This window comes from Planotetraspora sp. GP83 (assembly GCF_041262585.1).
GTDB lineage: Bacteria > Actinomycetota > Actinomycetes > Streptosporangiales > Streptosporangiaceae > JAOEGB01.
The window spans coordinates 1-16,300 of the sequence record NZ_JBGCBZ010000029.1 but is presented as its reverse complement, the minus strand read 5'-3'; the positions used below and the strand labels follow the sequence as shown (position 1 = coordinate 16,300).

The 16,300-nt window shown below is 71.3% G+C and carries 13 protein-coding genes; 10 read left to right on the top strand and 3 right to left on the bottom strand.

Annotation, left to right across the window (positions count from 1 at the left end):
• Positions 1–9 precede the first annotated feature (9 nt).
• The 9 genes from ABH927_RS30035 to ABH927_RS29995 all read left to right on the top strand — a co-directional run bounded on the left by ABH927_RS30035 (position 10) and on the right by ABH927_RS29995 (position 11,176).
• Positions 10–1,632, top strand: coding sequence for an ABC transporter substrate-binding protein (locus ABH927_RS30035; RefSeq protein ID WP_370027113.1), 1,623 nt, complete (start codon positions 10–12; stop codon positions 1,630–1,632).
• A gap of 3 nt (positions 1,633–1,635) precedes the next feature.
• On the top strand, positions 1,636–2,652 hold the full coding sequence (locus ABH927_RS30030) for an ABC transporter permease (RefSeq protein WP_370027112.1): 1,017 nt from the start codon (positions 1,636–1,638) through the stop codon (positions 2,650–2,652).
• Entirely contained in the window at positions 2,649–3,539 is an 891-nt protein-coding gene (locus tag ABH927_RS30025) for an ABC transporter permease (RefSeq protein WP_370027110.1), read from the top strand. The genes ABH927_RS30030 and ABH927_RS30025 overlap by 4 nt, the downstream gene beginning before the upstream one ends.
• A complete protein-coding gene (locus tag ABH927_RS30020; protein ID WP_370027108.1) occupies positions 3,536–4,348 on the top strand; it encodes an ATP-binding cassette domain-containing protein in 813 nt (270 codons plus the stop codon). Before ABH927_RS30025 ends, ABH927_RS30020 begins: the two co-directional genes overlap by 4 nt.
• On the top strand, positions 4,345–5,436 hold the full coding sequence (locus tag ABH927_RS30015; protein WP_370027107.1) for an ABC transporter ATP-binding protein: 1,092 nt from the start codon (positions 4,345–4,347) through the stop codon (positions 5,434–5,436). Before ABH927_RS30020 ends, ABH927_RS30015 begins: the two co-directional genes overlap by 4 nt.
• A gap of 75 nt (positions 5,437–5,511) precedes the next feature.
• Complete coding sequence (locus ABH927_RS30010) at positions 5,512–6,918, top strand: PucR family transcriptional regulator (protein WP_370027105.1); 1,407 nt, start codon at positions 5,512–5,514, stop codon at positions 6,916–6,918.
• Between the two features lie 43 nt (positions 6,919–6,961).
• Positions 6,962–9,001 (top strand): hydantoinase/oxoprolinase family protein, encoded by a 2,040-nt coding sequence (locus tag ABH927_RS30005; RefSeq protein ID WP_370027104.1) that lies wholly within the window; start codon positions 6,962–6,964, stop codon positions 8,999–9,001.
• Positions 8,998–10,731, top strand: a complete 1,734-nt coding sequence (locus ABH927_RS30000; protein WP_370027102.1) for a hydantoinase B/oxoprolinase family protein — start codon at positions 8,998–9,000, stop codon at positions 10,729–10,731. The genes ABH927_RS30005 and ABH927_RS30000 overlap by 4 nt, the downstream gene beginning before the upstream one ends.
• Before the next feature lie 46 nt (positions 10,732–10,777).
• The gene (locus ABH927_RS29995; RefSeq protein ID WP_370027100.1) at positions 10,778–11,176 is read left to right on the top strand and encodes a TIGR03618 family F420-dependent PPOX class oxidoreductase; all 399 of its coding nucleotides are present in this window, start codon (positions 10,778–10,780) and stop codon (positions 11,174–11,176) included.
• Positions 11,177–11,271: 95 nt separating this feature from the next.
• Here ABH927_RS29995 and ABH927_RS29990 read toward each other — a convergent pair whose 3' ends face one another.
• Together ABH927_RS29990 and ABH927_RS29985 are read right to left on the bottom strand one after the other, a co-directional pair.
• On the bottom strand, positions 11,272–11,643 hold the full coding sequence (locus ABH927_RS29990) for a DUF742 domain-containing protein (RefSeq protein WP_370027098.1): 372 nt from the start codon (positions 11,641–11,643) through the stop codon (positions 11,272–11,274).
• Positions 11,640–13,691: a nitrate- and nitrite sensing domain-containing protein gene (locus ABH927_RS29985; RefSeq protein WP_370027096.1), complete on the bottom strand. Its 2,052-nt coding sequence runs from the start codon at positions 13,689–13,691 to the stop codon at positions 11,640–11,642. The genes ABH927_RS29990 and ABH927_RS29985 overlap by 4 nt, the downstream gene beginning before the upstream one ends.
• A 182-nt stretch (positions 13,692–13,873) precedes the next feature.
• Between ABH927_RS29985 and ABH927_RS29980 the strand changes: the two genes are divergently transcribed.
• Positions 13,874–15,490, top strand: a complete 1,617-nt coding sequence (locus ABH927_RS29980; RefSeq protein WP_370027094.1) for an ABC transporter substrate-binding protein — start codon at positions 13,874–13,876, stop codon at positions 15,488–15,490.
• Between the two features lie 15 nt (positions 15,491–15,505).
• Here ABH927_RS29980 and ABH927_RS29975 read toward each other — a convergent pair whose 3' ends face one another.
• A complete protein-coding gene (locus ABH927_RS29975) occupies positions 15,506–15,904 on the bottom strand; it encodes a hypothetical protein (protein ID WP_370027093.1) in 399 nt (132 codons plus the stop codon).
• Between the last annotated feature and the right edge of the window lie 396 nt (positions 15,905–16,300).

The window sequence follows — 16,300 nt, the reverse complement described above, 5'->3', positions numbered from 1 at the left end:
CCCCCATACATGCGCTGGCACAAGCGTCTGCTCGCGGCGGGAGCCGTGACGGCCGTGGCCCTGACCGCCGCGGCGTGCGCGGGCGGAAAGGTTCGCGGCGCCGAAGGCTCCCCCCAACCGGGCACGTCCTCGGCGGGCACCACTGACGCGACCTTCGTCTACGTCCCCAACCTCGACGTCGTCACCGACTGGGACCCCGCGAGCTCGTACTCCAACGAGATCATCGCGATGCAGAACGTCTACGAGTCGCTGACCCGTTACAACCCGCAGACCAAGAAGGCCGAGCCCCGGCTGGCGACCTCCTGGACGTCCTCGCCCGACGGCAAGACCTGGACGTTCACCCTGCGCTCGGGGGCGAAGTTCCACACCGGCAAGCCCGTCGACGCCGCCGCGGCGAAGGCCTCCATCGAGCGGACCATGAAGATCGGCGAGGGGGCGGCGTACATCTGGGGTGCGGTCGACAAGATCGAGGCCAAGGACCCCGCGACACTGGTCTTCACGCTCAAGTATCCGACCGCGCTCGACCTGGTCGCGTCGGCCGGGTTCGCGTCGTACGTCTACGACACCTCGGCCACCTCCGACGACCTGAAGAAGTGGTTCGGTGAGGGCCACGACGCCGGCTCCGGGCCGTACACCATCGACACGTGGCAGAAGGGGCAGGAGACCGAGCTCACGCTGAAGGCCTTCGACGGCTACTGGGGCGGCTGGGACGGCGCCCACTACAAGAAGATCGCCTATCGGGTGACCCCGGAGCTCACGACCGCGTGGCAGCTCCTGCAGCGCGGCGAGGTGAGCTTCGTCGAGCGGCTCAACCCGCAGCTCTACGCCCAGGCGAGCGGCACCCCGAGCGTCCAGACCTCGCAAACGCCGTCGTTCCAGAACCTGCTCACGTTGTTCAACACGGCTAACGGCCCGCTGAAGGACGTGCGGCTCCGCCAGGCCGTGCAGAAGGCGATCGACTACGACGGCCTGGTCGCCGCGCTGAAGGGGGCCGGAGTCGCGGCCAGCGGCCTCGTTCCCGAGGGACTGCTCGGCTTCACCTCGGGGCAGACCCCCAAGCAGGACCTCGCGGGCGCGGAGGCGCTGCTCAAGGAGGCGGGCTACGGGCCGGGCGGCAAGCAGCTCGACCTGAGCCTCACCTACGCCCAGGGGGACGCCGACCAGGAGGTGCTGGTCACGCTGCTCAGCTCGGCGCTCGACAAGCTGAACGTCAAGCTGTCGGCCAAGCCCCTGCAGTGGACCACGCAGTGGGACCAGGGCAAGGCCAAGGACCCGGCCAAGCGCCAGGACATCTTCGTCATGTACTGGTATCCGGACTACGCCGACGCGTACTCCTGGTTCGTCAACGTGATCCACAGCGCCGATCCGGTGTCCTTCAACCTCTCCTATCTGAAGGACGACGCGATCGACAAGGAGATCGACTCGCTGCCCGAGCTGACGGCCACCGACAAGGCGGCGGCGGAGAAGGCGTACGCCGAGCTCCAGACCAAGATCATCGGCGAGAAGGCCGCCGTGGCCGTGCCGTACGTGCAGAACTACCAGCGCGCCTACGCCAAGTCGGTGCAGGGGTATGCCGACAACCCGGCCTACCCGAACGTCGTGTTCGTCTACGACCTCAAGCCCGGTGCCTGAGGCATGTCGCGGTACCTGATCCGCCGGCTCGGCCAGGCTCTCCTGGTCGTGGCCGGCGTGGTCACCCTCACGTTCGTCATCATGCGGCTGGTCCCCGGCGACCCCGCTGTGGCCTACGCGGGGCCCAGGGCGTCGCCGGCGGAGCTCGCCGCGGCGCGCCGGCAGTTCGGGCTGGACGACCCGGTGCCGGTGCAGCTCTGGAACTACGTCCGCGACCTGCTCGGGGGCGACTGGGGCGTGAGCCTGCACACCCGGCGGCCGGTCCGTGACGACCTCTTCCAGGCGTTCCCCGCCTCGCTGGAGCTGGTGGGCGCCGCGCTCGTCATCGCGGTCGTCGCCGGGATCCCGCTGGGGATCGCCGCCGCCCGCTATAAGGGTAGATTTCCGGATCTGTCGATCCGGCTCTCCTCCATGCTGGCGGTCTCCGTGCCGGTGTTCTGGCTGGCTCTGGCGCTGCAGACGATCTTCGCCAGCGCGCTCGGCTGGTTCCCGGTCGCGGGGGAGTACGACACCGGCCTCGACCGGACCAGCCCGCTGCACGTCTACACCAACATCACGGCCGTGGACGCTCTCTTCACCGGCAACTGGCCGATCCTGGGCAGCACCATCTCGCACCTCGTGCTGCCCGCCCTGGTCATCGCGGCCTACCCGGCGGGTGTGGTCGCCCAGATGACGAGGGCCGCCCTCATCGAGGAGTCGGCCCGCGACCACGCCCGGCTTGAGCGGGCCCTCGGCTTCGGCGAGACCGCCGTGCTGACCCGGTTCGCCCTGCGCCTGGCGCTCAACCCGGTGCTGTCGCTCATCGCGCTCGTCTTCGCGTACTCCATCGTGAACGGCTTCCTGGTGGAGGCGGTGTTCAACTGGCCGGGCCTCGGCCGCTACGCCGCCGACTCCATCCGGTCCCTGGACACCCCCGCGATCGCCGGGGTCACGCTGCTCGTCGCGGTGCTCTACGTCCTTGCCAACCTCGCCGTGGACCTGCTCCAGGGCGTGATCGACCCGAGAGTGAGGGCGCGATGACGGCCCCCGGCCCGGCCGGCGCTCCCGTCGCCCCCCTCCCGCTCCGCCGTACGGCACTGCGTCGTCTCGTGGGGGGCCTGCCCGGGGTGGACCGGCTCGCGATGGCGGGCGCGGTGCTGCTCGGGCTGATTCTGCTCGCGGCACTGCTCGCCCCGTGGATCGCCCCCTATCCCGACGACGGCGGCTCGGCCACCCATCCGCTGGAGGCGCTGCTCCCGCCGGGCGGCGCGCACTGGTTCGGCACCGACCAGGTCGGGCGCGACGTGCTCAGCCGGGTCCTGTACGGCGCGCGGACCTCGCTCGTGATCGCCGTGGCGGTGCTGGCTTTGTCCGGGATCGCAGGCGTGGTGCTCGGGGTCGTCGCGGGATACGCCGGCGGCTGGGCCCGAGATGTGATCATGCGGGTGACCGACGTCTTCCTGGCGTTCCCCGCGCTGCTCCTCTCGCTCGCGCTCGCCGTGGTGCTCCAGCCCAGCGTTACCACCGTGATCGTGGCCATCGCCGTCACCTGGTGGCCGTGGTACGCCAGGCTCACGGCGTCGGTCGCCGCGTCGGTCTCCACCCGGGGGTTCGTCGACTCCGCCCGCTGCCTCGGAGTGCCCGCTCCGCTGATCGTCTTCCGGCACGTGTTGCCGAACTCGCTGACCCCCGTGCTGGTGCAGCTCTCGCTCGACGGCGGCGGCGTCATCCTCACCGCGGCGGCGCTGTCCTATCTGGGCCTGGGCGCCCACGAGCCGACCGCCGAGTGGGGGCTCATGGTGCAGCAGGGCCAGTCGCTGTTCACCACGGACTGGTGGGTCGTGACCTTCCCCGGCCTGGCGATCCTCGTCACGGCGTTCGCGTTCAACGTGCTCGGCGAGGGTCTGAGGGCGAGGCTGGCCAGATGAGTGGCACGATGATCAGGATCAGGGACCTCGCGGTCCGGATCGGTGACCGCGTGATCGCCTCCGTTCCGGAGCTCGACGTCGTCGCGGGGGAGTGCGTCGCGATCGTCGGCGAGAGCGGGTCGGGCAAGACGACGACGCTGCTCGCGACCCTCGGCCTCATCGAGGGCGCCGACATCTCCGGAAAAATCGCCATTGATGGCGTGGACGTGCTCTCGGCCCCGGTCGCGGAGCTGAGGCGGATCCGCGGCTCCCGGGTCGCCCTGGTCATGCAGAGCCCCCAGGCCGCGCTCAACCCCACGATGCGGCTCGGCACGCTGATGCGCCGCGCGCTCGCCCGCCACGGCGTCAGGGGCGCGGAGGCGCGGAGCCGGGCCGCCGACGCGGTCACCGCCGTGCTGCTCGACCCCGCCATCCTGCGGCGCTACCCGCACCAGGTGTCCGGCGGCCAGGCGCAGCGGTTCGCCATCGCGCTGGCCATCGCCCTCGGGGCCGAGGTCGTCCTGGCGGACGAGCCCACCAGCGCCCTCGACGTGACCGTGCAGGCGGAGGTCGTCGCCGTGCTGCGGCGCCTGCGGGACGAGCGCGGCCTGGCCGTGCTGCTCGTCTCCCACGACCTCGCCCTCGTGTCCACCATCGCCGACCGGGTCCTGGTGATGAAGGACGGCGCCGTCGTGGAGAGCGGCCCCGCCACCGACGTCTTCGCCCGGCCGGGCGACCCCTACACCCGCGAGCTGATCGCCGCCGTCCCCCAACTCCCCGACCGCCCCACCATCGAGCCCGCGCAGGAGCCGGCGGAGGAGACGGAATGACTCGGCACGACGGTTCCGCCGCCCCTCGCGAGCCCCGCCTCAGCCCATCCCCATCCCCATCCCCCGCGCCGCGCGAGGCCGAGGCCGAGGCCGGCCCCGTCGAGCCGGATGCCGCCGGGCGGGGCGCCGCGTTGCCTCGCGGTGCCGTGCTGCGGGCCGACGGGGTGACGCTCGCGTACGGCTCGACGGTGGTGGTCCACGACGTCAGCCTGGCCGTCGGCGACGGCGGGGTGGGCCTGATCGGGGAGAGTGGCTCGGGCAAGACCACGCTCGCCCGCGCCCTGCTCGGGCTCCTGCGCCCCCGCTCCGGCACGATCCGGTACGGCTCCCGCGACCTGGCCTCCTTTGACCGGAAGGGGCGCGCGGAGTTCCGGCGTGCCGTACAGCCGGTCTTCCAGGACGGCAGCGAGGCGCTCGATCCCCGCATGACCGTGGAGGCCTCGATCACCGAGGCGCTCACCACGCATCACCGGATGGATCGAGCCGCCCGGCTGGCACGGGTCGTCCGGCTCCTGGAGGACGTGGGGCTCGACCCGGCCGTCGCGGGGCGCAAACCGCACCAGATGTCCGGCGGTCAGCGGCAGCGCGTGGCCATCGCGAGAGCCCTGGCCGTGGAGCCCCGCCTGCTGGTGCTCGACGAGCCGACCAGCGCGCTCGACGTCACCGTGCAGGCGAGGATCCTCGACCTGCTGGAGAGGCTGGCCGCCGAGCACGGGCTCGGCTACCTGCTGATCACGCACAACCTCGGGGTCGTGGACCGGCTCTGTGACACCTCGCATGTGCTGTTCGCGGGCCGCGTGGTCGAATCGGGCCCCACGCGGGACCTGCTGACGCGCCCGGCTCACCCCTACACGCTGGCGCTGCGCGACGCCGTGCCGCGCCTCGGCGGCGAACCGCCGCGCCCGTCCGGGCGGACCGAGGCCGCACCCGCCGCGCCGGGCTGCCCGTTCCGGCTCCGCTGCCCGCTCGCCCTGGATGTCTGCCGAGACCAGCCGCCCGCCGCCCGTGAAGTGGAGGGGCGTAAGGTGGCGTGTCATCGCGCGGAGGAGGTGCTGGCCGGTGTCCCCAACCGGCCGGTCTCCCGCTGACTCCAGCTGTGACCCACCTGCTGCGCGCCTTGCCGAACGGCCCGCTGAACGACAGGTGAGACCCCCATGCGCCATGTGAGTGATCTGCTCCGGACGTCTGCGGGCCGCCGGCTCACCCTTGTCGCGGGTCCCTGGGACGCCCGGCCGGTGGAGGGCGTGGTCCTGGTGGACGAGATGCGCGAGCTGGAGTCGGCCCCGCCGGGAGCTCTGGCGATCCTCTCCCGTCACGCCATTCAGGCGTCGAGCGTGCTCGACGCGCTGCGAGTCGCCGGACGCGGGGGCCTGGCGGCCATCGTGCTTCCCGGCCCGTCCGGCACCTCGCCGGACGTCGTCGGGCTCGCCCGCCAGGTGGGTGTGGCGCTGCTCGCAGGGGCGTCGGACCACTCGCTGTCGGACACCGTCCTGGGGCTCAGCGCCGCGCTCCGAGCCGATCCCAGCCTGCTGCTCCGCCGTACCCGCGAGGCGATCGAGGGGCTGGGCGCGATCGAGGGCGCGGGGGAGGAGGACATCCTGCGGGCGGCGTCCCGGTCCATAGGCGTGGAGTACGGCGTGGCCGAGGTCGCGGAACCGGCCGTCAACTCGGCCGTGATCCGCGTCGACGGGCGGCCCGACGGCTACGTGTGCTGGGACGGCGAGGACCCCGCCGCGGCCATCGTCGCCGGGGTGGTGGCCACGACTCTCGGCCGCGTGCGGGCGGCGGCCCGCGCCGCCGAGCGGGCGCGCGAGCAGGCCTTGCTGGCCCTGCTTCGGGCCGGGGCCAAGGACCTGGCAGGGGCGGCCCGCCGGGCGCGGCACGAGGGCGTCCCGGTGGACGGCTGGCACATCGCCGTCTTCCTCCGCGACCCCGCTCCGTCAGGGCCGGGCGAGGCGACCCTGCGACACGTGCGGCGCATGGTCGCGGGCGTGCCGGGGTCCGATGACCTGGCCGGGCCTCCGGTCGTCACGCGCTGGCAGGACGGCATCCTCGTCGTCGTGACGACGGACGAGCGGGTCGGGTCCTGGCCCCTCTCCGGCCAGTGGGGCGCCATGCAGGCCGGGGTGGGGACCTGCCACGCGGGGGCGGAGGGGCTGCGCCGTACGGCGTCGCAGGCGCGGGCGGCGGCGAGCCGGGCGGGCGGCGGCGAGGTCGTGCGGTTCGACCAGCTGGGGGTCAACGCGATCCTCGCCGAGCTGAGTGGCAGCGACAGCGCCCTGATGGCCGCCCGCGACATGCTGGCCCCGCTCGACGGGCTGGGCGCGCTGGCCGCGCCTGCCGTACCGACCCTCAGGGCGTACCTGGACAGCTGGGGCTCGCGGACCCGGGCCGCCGAGCTGCTCAGCCTGCATCCCAACGCGGTCGCCCACCGGATCCGGCGCATCGCCGACGTGCTCGGCGTGGACCTGTCCGATCCGCAGACCCGGTTCGCCCTTCAGCTCGCCTGCCATGTCGTCCTCGATCGGGAATGTCTCCCGGGCACAACAGGCGCCGCCGCGTCGTTGTGAGGCCACATCGACGGCGCCCTGCCCCCGCTTTACCTTGCGAGGCATGACAACGGTCATCGGAGTCGACGTCGGCGGGACCTTCACCGACCTCGTCCTCCACGACGCCGCGACGGGCGAGATCAGGGTCGCCAAGCAGCCCACCACTCCGGCCGCGCCGGAGCTGGGGGTCCTCGCCGCGGTGGACGCGGCGGTCCCTGCGGAGCTGCTGGCCCGCTGCGATCACTTCGTCCACGGCACCACCGTGGGGCTGAACGCGCTGCTCGAACGCCCCCTCAGCCGGGAGAAGAGGGGCGCCACCGTCGGGCTGATCACCACGGCGGGCTTCCGCGACGTCCTGGAGATCCGGCGCGGCGACCGCGACGACCCCTACGACCTGTTCTGGACCCCGCCGCCGCCGCTCGTCCCGAGACGGCTGCGCGCCGAGGTGGCCGAGCGGGTCGCCGCCGACGGCTCGGTGGTCCGGGAGCTCGACCCCGAGACCGTACGGCAGGCGGCCCGGCTGTTCGCGGACGACGGCGTCGACGCCGTCGCGATCGTGCTGGTCAACTCGTACGCCAACCCGGCCCACGAGACGCTGGCGGCCGGACTGCTCCGCGAGGCGGGGTTCGACGGCCCGATCTCGCTGTCCCACGAGGTGTCGGGGGAGTACCGGGAGTACGAGCGCACCTGCACCACGGTCGTGGACGCCTTCGTCCGCCACCGCATGGGCCCCTACCTGCGCAATCTCGACCGTGAGCTGCGCGCCCGGGGCTTCGGGGGCGGCCTGCTGGTGACCCGGTCCGGAGGCGGCGCGCTGACCCTCTCCGAGGCGGCGGCCCGGCCGTTCGAGACGATCTTGTCGGGGCCCGTGGCCGGGGCGGTCGCCACCGTGCGGCTCTCGGCGACCCTCGGACTGCGTACGGCCGTCGCCGCCGACGTCGGCGGGACGAGCTTCGACACGGCCCTCATCGAGGACGGCAGGCTGCCCCTGCTGTTCCAGGGAGAGGTCGTCGGCCTTCCGCTGCAGAGCCCGTGGGTGGACGTGCGGTCGGTCGGCGCCGGCGGCGGCTCGATCGCGTACGCCGACTCCGGCGGCCTGCTCCGCGTCGGGCCGCGCAGCGCGGGCGCGGAGCCCGGCCCGGCGAGCTACCGGCGCGGCGGCACCGAGGCCACGGTCACCGACGCCGCGCTGCACCTCGGCATGATCCCCGCAGGCCACATCTCGGGCGGGATCTCGCTCTCCCCGGAGAAGGCGGCCGAAGTGCTCGCGCCGCTGGCCGGGCCGACCGGGATCGACGGCACGGACGCCGTCGCCGAGGGCGTCATCAGGATCGCCGCCGCCCACATGGCCCAGGCGGTGCGGGGAGTCACGGTCGAGCGGGGAGTGGACCCGCGCGGCGCGGCCATCGTCGCCTTCGGCGGCGCTGGGCCGCTGTTCGGCTGCCTGCTGGCCGACGAGCTCGACATCGACACCGTGGTGATCCCGCCCAACGCGGGCAATTTCTCCGCCGTGGGGCTCGTGCAGGCCGACATCGTGCGCTCGGCCGCCCGGACGCTGGTCCGCGCCCTCGACGAGGAGGCTCTGCCGGTGATCGAGCGCCTGGCGGCCTCACTGTTCGAGCGCCTGGCGGATTCGGACGCGCCTCCGGGGGCGGGAGCCGTACGGGAGGTCGATCTGGACCTGCGCCATCGCGGGCAGGAGCACACGCTGACGATCCCGCTGCGGCTCGGTGACGACGACGTGGCGGCGGTCAAGGCGCGTTTCTCCGAGGCGTACCACCGGACGTTCGGCCACGAGCTGCCCGACCCGCTGGAAGTGGTCACGGTCCGGGCGACGAGCAGGGTGGTGCTCGACGACGAGCACCCGCTGGTGCCCGCGCCCCCCGCGACCGCGACCCCGCTGGGCACGACGAGGCTCTGGTCGTTCCGCGAGCGTGCCCATGCCGACGCCCCGGTGGTGCCGAGGGAGGGGCTAGCAGGCCCGATGGAGGGCCCGCTGCTCGTGATCGAGCCGACCTCGACGACCTATGTGGACGCGGGCTTCGCCGTGGAGGCGCACCCGAGCGGGTGCCTGATCATCACACGGAAGGACGGCGACCGATGACGAGGATCGTCCGGACCCGCTACGCGGAGGTCAATCCCGGGCTCGCCGACGGGGCCGACCCGGTCACCACGGAGATCATCCGGCAGGGCCTCAACGCCGCCGCCGACCAGATGAAGCAGTCGCTGATCCGCACGGCGTTCTCGCCGATCATCTATGAGGCGCTCGACTTCGCGGTGGCGTTCTACGACGCCGACCTGTGCATGCTGGCGCAGGCGCCGACGCTGCCGGCGTTCATGGGCACGCTCGGCTTCTGCGTCCGGGAGGCCGTGGAGGGCGTGGGCGGCCAGGGGGCGCTCTCCCCGGGCGACGTGATCCTCTACAACGACCCGTACGGCACCGGCTCGCACCCCCAGGACGCCGCCATGGTCGTGCCGATCTTCTACGACGACCTGCTGGTCGGGTATTCGGTGATCAAGGCGCACTGGCTGGACATCGGCGGCAAGGACCCCTACTGCACGGACACGGTAGACGTCTTCCAAGAGGGCACGATCTTCCCCGGTGTCAAGCTCTACGACGCCGGGCGCCTGGTGAGCGACATCTACCGGATGATCCTGTCCAACAGCCGGATGCCGGAGATGGTCATCGGCGACATCAACGCCATGGTCGCCGGGGCGCGGACGGGGGCCGAGGCGCTCACCGCGCTCGTCCGCAGATACGGCCCGGAGGTGTTCCGCCGGTCCGTCGCCCGGATGTACGCCCATGGCGAGGCGCTCGTCCGGAGCTGGTTCGAACGGCTGCCGGACGGCGTCTACACGGCCGAGAGCGTGATCGACTCCGACGGGGTGAACGGCCTGCCGATTCCCTTCGGCGTCGAGGTGCGCGTCAGCGGGTCGTCGGTCACCGTCGACCTCACCAACTGCCCCGACCAGGTGGGCGGGCCGGTCAACTGTCCTCTCCCATCGACCGTGGCGGCCGTCCGGATCGCCGTCGCCTTCCTCGCGGGAGCGGGCGAGCAGCCCAACGAGGGCCACTTCCGGCCGCTCGAACTGGTCACGCGGGAGGGCTCCCTCTTCCATCCCGTACGGCCGGCCCCCTGCTTCATGTACGGGATCCCGTCCGATCACGCCATCGAGCTGATCATCCGGGCGCTGGCGGACGCCGTGCCCGACTCGGTCCCGGCGGCGAGCGGCGGCGACATCAACGCCCTGGTGTGGTGGGGGAACCGGGAGGCGACGGGCGAGCCCTGGGCCGACGGTGCGCCCCACCCCGTCGGGCAGGGCGCGTCCAGGTCCGGGGACGGCGCGAGCGCGCTGATGTACATCTCGGAGTCGGCCACCCGGTTCACCCCCGCCGAGGTGTGGGAGTCGCGCAATCCCTGGCGGATCGAGCGGATGGCCCTGGCCGAGGACTCCGGCGGCCCCGGACGGCACCGCGGCGGCCTCGGCCTCGACCTGTCCTTCCGCGTGATGGAGGACCAGTACCTGACGGCCGGGCTGGCGCGGACCGCCCTCGACCCGTGGGGCATGTCCGGCGGCCTCCCCGGCCGGCCGAACCGGCTCACGGTGGAGTACCCCGACGGCCGCGCCGAGGACTTCTCGCTGAAGACGCGGATCTTCCTGCCGAAGGGCTCGGTCGTGCACCTGCGCACCGGGTCGGGCGGCGGATACGGCCCGCCGTCCGAGCGGGACGCGGAAGCCGTACGGGCGGATCTGCGCGAGGGCTACATCACGCCGGAGCACGCCAGGAGGCACTACCCCCACGCGTTCCGACGTGAATTGGGATGCGGTTAGATCAGGTTGACGATGTTCACTGCCCCCCGAGATCTGGGAGAACACGATGAGCAAGCTCAACGACGACGCGAAGGCGCTGTTCAGCCAGCCGAACTATGCCTGGGCGACGACAGTCCGCGCCGATGGATCGCTGCACAACACGGTCGTATGGGTCGACGTCGACGGAGACGACGTCATCTTCAACACCGCCGTCGGACGGGCGAAGGAGCGGCAGCTCCGCAACAACCCCCAGGTGTCGGTCAGCGTGCTCGACCCCAATGACGGCTTCCACCTCGTCAGCGTCTCCGGAACGGCGACTCTGGAGCTCGAGGGAGCCGACGCCGTGATCGACGGCCTGGCCAAGAAGTACCTGGGCGTGGACTCCTACCCCTACCGGCAGGAGGGCGAGCAGCGGATCACCGTCCGGATCACTCCCGAGAAGGTCATCTACAACCCGGGCGGCTGACGCCCCTTTGAGCGCCGGGGTTGATCTCGCACCGGCCGGCCGTACCACCGGCCAGGTGAGATCAACCCCCCATCAACCCACGCGGCGCGACGGCGTCAGAGCGCGCGAAGGCCGCTGATCACCTCGGAGAGGATGGTCACGTTGGGCAGCTGCGCCACGTTGGCCGGCGGCCGCACCTGCACCAGCCCCTGCTCGTGGAGATCGCCCACGAGCACCCGCACGACGCCGAGTGGAAGGTCGATCGCCGCGGCGATGTCCGCCAGGGGAGTCGCCCGGGCGCAGAGGCTGAGGATCATCCACTGCTCCGGCCCGAGGCTGACCGGAGTCGGCCCTCCCGTGGCCATCACGATCGCCACCAGGTCGATCGCCTTGCTGGACGGCCGGACCCGCCCCTTGGTCAGGGCGTAGGCGGGGACGACCGGACCGGCCTCCTCGTCCAGCCACTGGTCGTGGATCCGATCGGTCATGCCTCCTCCTCACCCGGCTGCTTGTTGTCCTTGCTCATCCGGCTGTCCGATCGGCTGACGTCCGACCGGCTGACGTCCGATCGGCTCAGTGAGGCGAGGATGATGTCCTCCGGCGTGACCTCCTCGTCCGCCAGGCGGGCGAGATCCGGGTCCTTGGGGCCCACGACGAGGGCGGATGGGATCAGCACGATGGCGGTGGTTCCTCCGTAGGGCGAGGGCCGCAGCGTCACCCGGATATCCCGGCGGGCGGCCAGCCGGGCGACGACGAACAGTCCCATGCGGTCGGTGTCGGCCAGGTCGAACTCCGGGGGGCTGACCAGGCGGTCGTTGAGCTCCGCCAGCCGTTCCGGGGTCATGCCCAGCCCGCGGTCCTCGATCTCGACGACGAAGCCGTTCCCCACGATCTCGCCCCTGACGGACACGGTCGTGTGCGGCGGGGAGAAGATCGTCGCGTTCTCGATCAGCTCGGCGACGAGGTGGATGACGTCGGCCACCGCGGCGCCGTCCAGGCTGTTCTCCTCCATGGGGAGCACGGTCACCCGCTTGTAGTCCTCCACCTCGGCGGCGGCTCCGCGCACGACGTCGTAGAGAGCGACCGGCTTGCGCCATGCCCGGCCCGGCGCCGCGCCGGAGAGGATGATGAGGCCTTCGGCGTGGCGGCGCATGCGGGTCGTCAGGTGGTCGAGGCGGAACAGGTCCTCCAGCGTGTCCGGCTCGGTCGTACGGCGCTGCATGCCGTCGAGCTGGGTGCGCTGCCGGTGCAGCAGCGTCTGGCTCCGCCTCGCCAGGTTGAGGAAGACCTGGCTGACGCCCCGCTGGAGGCGTGCCTGGCCGATCGCGGCCTCGACGGCGGTCTGCTGCACGGTCGAGAAGGCCCGGCCGACGTCCTGGATCTCGGTGGTCCCGCCGGCCGTCTGGATCGCGGGCGCCTCGGTGGCGAGGTCGACGTCGTCGCCCTTCTTGAGCTTCTCCAGCACGCGCGGCAGCCGTACGTTGGCGAGGTCGAGCGCGGCCTGCCGCAGACCTGCCAGCTCGCGGGCGAGGCGGGAGCCGACGCGGAGCGAGATGAGGATCGAGGCGAGCACCGCGAGCAGACCGGCGCCGCCCGCGAGGACGGCCCGCCTGAGGATCGTGTCGGCGATGGGGGCCGCCCGCTCGGCGAGCCGTGACCCCGCGTCCGTCTGGGCCGTCTGGAACGACTCGGCGATGTCGTCGGAGGTGGCCTGCCAGACCCGCTGAGTCCTGGAGGACAGCCGAGCACCGGCGATGATCTTCTCTTCCTGCAGCCGGAGCCGCTGGTAGAGCGGAGTGGTGATCAGGTTGACGTGCATCTGCCGGAGGCCCGTGTCCAGCTCGGGAAGGGCCTGGTCGATGAGGAAGCGGCGGTTGCCGACGAGTTGGGTGAAGAGCTTGCGCTCCTCTTCCGTCATCGTGCCGGACGCCGCGGCGCCCGCCTCGATCGCCTGCTCCCGGGTCAGCAGCTCCTTGGCGTACCCGAGCGAGATCACCACGCGGGACTGCTGATAGATCGGGATGTCGTCGATCAGCGCCAGGCTGTAGTGCATCCGGTAGATGGCGTCGGAGATCAGGTTGTAGGTCTCGATCGCCCGCAGCCGGTTGGAGAGGCCCTCGTCGATCTCGGCCCGGATCTCGTCTAGGTGGCTGAGCCCGGCCAGCATCTCGTCCACCTGCGCGCGCATGGCGGGCGTGGTGGCGGCGCGGGAGGGCTCGGAGAGGGCCAGCCGCCGGACGGAGTCGCGGGCGGCGTTGGTCCGCAGCCGCTGCACCCCCATCTCGGAACGGCCCTCGTGGTCGGCGGACCCGAGATACTGCGCGGAGGCAAGGCGCTCGCCCTGGAGTTCGACGATGAGCAGATCGGCGGGCTGGCGCAGGGTGGACCAGAGGGTGTTGTACGTGCGCAGGCGGAGGCTGTCGCCGATCGTCACACCGGCGGTGACCGCCCAGAGGCCGATCAGCGAGAAGAGCGGCACGAGCAGCAGGCCGATGAGCCTGAACCTGATCGGCCGATCGCGCCTACGGGGACTCATCGCACCTCGTCCCGTTGAGGGTGGCGAGCTTCCGAAAAGCTCTTGTGAGACAGGGAGAGAGGTTAGCAGTGGTGTGTGCCAAATGAGAGTTCTGAGGTGAGATATCGGAAAATATCGTCCGTTTCCTGATCTTGCAGTAGCTTGATCATGGTAGTTCATGGTGGAAAGGACCCCGCAGCCGCATGCGCCGTTCCCTCGTCCTGCGAGTCCTTGGAGTGGTTGGAGTCGTGGCCGTGCTGGCCCTCGCCGGCTGCGGCGGCGGCGCCGTCCGCGACACCACCGTGGAGAGCTCCCCGAGCTCCTTCAAGGACGCCACGTTCGTCTATCTCTCGAACCTCGACGTCGTCACCGACTGGGACCCCGGGACGTCATACTCGAACGAGATCATCGCGATGCAGAACATCTACGACTCGCTCACCGTCTACAACCCCGTGACGAAGAGGGCGAGCGCGCGTCTGGCGGCTCGGTGGCAGGCGTCCTCCGACGGCAAGACCTGGACGTTCACGCTTCGCGACGGCGCACGGTTCCACACCGGCAGGCCGGTGGACGCCGCCGCCGTCAAGGCGTCCATCGAGCGCACCAAGCGGCTGTCCACGGGAGCGGCCTACATCTGGGACTGCGTGCGGCAGATCACGGTCAAGGATCCGCTCACGGTGGAGTTCACCCTGAGGTATCCGGCGCCGCTCGACCTCATCGCCTCCGCCGACTACGCCGCCTACATCTACGACACCGCGGCCGCCGGCTCGGGCGACCTCGCCAAGTGGTTCCAGCAGGGCAAGGACGCCGGCTCAGGGCCGTACACGGTGGCGAACTGGAGGAAGGGCTCCCGCGACGAGCTCATGCTCAAGGCCTTCGACGGCTACTGGGGCGGCTGGGACGGCGCGCACTACAAGAACGTCGAGTTCCGGGTCACGCCCAACCTCACCACTGCCTGGCAGCTCCTGCTGCGGGGCGAGGCCAGCTTCGTCGAGCGGCTCAACCCGTCGCTGTTCCACAAGGCGAGGACGACCGCCGGGGTCCGCACGCTCCAGGTCCCCTCGTTCCAGAACATGCTCGTGCTCTTTAACTCCGCCTCGGGCCCGCTCAAGGACGTACGGCTCAGGCAGGCCGTGCAGAAGGCGATCGACTACGACGGCGTCGTGGCGGCGCTCAGGGGGTCGGGCACCAAGGCCAACGGCCTGGTCCCCGAAGGGCTCCTCGGTCACACCCCCGACATCGTCCCGCACCAGGATCTCGCCGGAGCCGCCGAGCTGCTCAGGCAGGCGGGGTACGGCCCGGGCGGCAAGCCGCTCGAACTCACGCTGACCTACGCCCAGGGCGACGACGACGAGCGGCTCCTCGTCACCCTGCTGACCTCCGCGCTGAGCCGGCTCAACGTGCAGGTGCACGCCTGGGCGATGCAGTGGAACGCCCAGTGGGACCAGGGCAAGGCCAAGGACCCGGCCAAGCGCCAGGACATCTTCGTCATGTACTGGTGGCCCGACTACGCCGACGCGTACTCCTGGTTCCTCAACGTCTTTCACAGCGCCGATCCGGTGTCCTTCAACCTCACCTACCTGAAGGACAGGGACCTCGACGGCCAGATCGACAGGCTGCCGTCACTCGTCGCGACCAACCGCGCCGCCGCGCAGAAGATGTACGCCGATCTCCAGTCGACCCTCATCGACAAGCAGGCCGTCGTGGCCGTGCCATGGGTGTCCAACTACCAGCGCGCCTACCTCGGCAACGTTCAGGGGTACACCGACAACCCGGCATACCCCAACGTGGTCTTCGTGCACGACCTCATCCCCGGGGGATGAGGTCCGGGACCGCTTTCAGCCCCTGAGCGTACGGCTGACGCCGCCGCAGCGGCGGGCACGGCTGCCGGGCGAGGAACGACGGGGCGCCTGCTCCTCCATGTAGGCGAGCAGGGCCTGCGCGGTCCGGGCGTCCGACAGGATGCGCTGGACCTGCTCCCCCTCCGGCAGTTGCCCGTGCTTGGCCAGCTCGTGCACCAGGAACGTCAGGGGCTCGGCGTCTCCCGCGATGTCCGCGGCCACCGTCGCGCGGGCCGCCGTGAGGAGCCCCAGGTAGTAGGAGCGCAGAGTCGCCTCGCGGATGCGGACCTGCTCCAGGTCGTCGAGCAACTCCTGTGCGATCTGAAACAGGTCGCCCGCGTGCCCGGCCTCGGCCGCGATGTGTGCGCGGATGTCGTCGAACTCCGACCGCGTCATGATGGCCACCTCCACCGGCGAGAGTCCGGGCGGCCGGGTTGGCGCCGAGCGGGGACTCTCACACCTTGTTCGTAACGCGGGGCGATTGCGGACGACTGTACGTTCGGTTGCGCGAGGGGACTGGCCACCTCCGGAGTCGCCGCCGCGATGGGAATATCCCTCGTCGCGGGCGTGATCACCACCATGCCGATCCTTCCCCGATCCTCCGCGCGTCGCCGGCGTGATCGCCGTAGCGCTACTTAGATGCTTGAGAGTCGGATCTGGTTGACCTGTCCCCGTCGGGCGTTTACCCGGCCTGGCTGCCTGGTGTTACGACTTTCCGGGTCAAGGCAGTCGATCGTGCTGCTAATCTTTTGGTGTCGGCGCGGTTCGGCGCATCCCTTTCTGATCACTGTG

Coding starts and splice junctions, on each gene's coding strand:
- ABH927_RS30035 (WP_370027113.1), top strand. CDS start 10: ATGCGCTGGCACAAGCGTCTGCTCGCGGCGGGAGCCGTGACGGCCGTG.
- ABH927_RS30030 (WP_370027112.1), top strand. CDS start 1,636: ATGTCGCGGTACCTGATCCGCCGGCTCGGCCAGGCTCTCCTGGTCGTG.
- ABH927_RS30025 (WP_370027110.1), top strand. CDS start 2,649: ATGACGGCCCCCGGCCCGGCCGGCGCTCCCGTCGCCCCCCTCCCGCTC.
- ABH927_RS30020 (WP_370027108.1), top strand. CDS start 3,536: ATGAGTGGCACGATGATCAGGATCAGGGACCTCGCGGTCCGGATCGGT.
- ABH927_RS30015 (WP_370027107.1), top strand. CDS start 4,345: ATGACTCGGCACGACGGTTCCGCCGCCCCTCGCGAGCCCCGCCTCAGC.
- ABH927_RS30005 (WP_370027104.1), top strand. CDS start 6,962: ATGACAACGGTCATCGGAGTCGACGTCGGCGGGACCTTCACCGACCTC.
- ABH927_RS30000 (WP_370027102.1), top strand. CDS start 8,998: ATGACGAGGATCGTCCGGACCCGCTACGCGGAGGTCAATCCCGGGCTC.
- ABH927_RS29995 (WP_370027100.1), top strand. CDS start 10,778: ATGAGCAAGCTCAACGACGACGCGAAGGCGCTGTTCAGCCAGCCGAAC.
- ABH927_RS29990 (WP_370027098.1), bottom strand. CDS start 11,643: ATGACCGATCGGATCCACGACCAGTGGCTGGACGAGGAGGCCGGTCCG.
- ABH927_RS29985 (WP_370027096.1), bottom strand. CDS start 13,691: ATGAGTCCCCGTAGGCGCGATCGGCCGATCAGGTTCAGGCTCATCGGC.
- ABH927_RS29980 (WP_370027094.1), top strand. CDS start 13,874: ATGCGCCGTTCCCTCGTCCTGCGAGTCCTTGGAGTGGTTGGAGTCGTG.
- ABH927_RS29975 (WP_370027093.1), bottom strand. CDS start 15,904: ATGACGCGGTCGGAGTTCGACGACATCCGCGCACACATCGCGGCCGAG.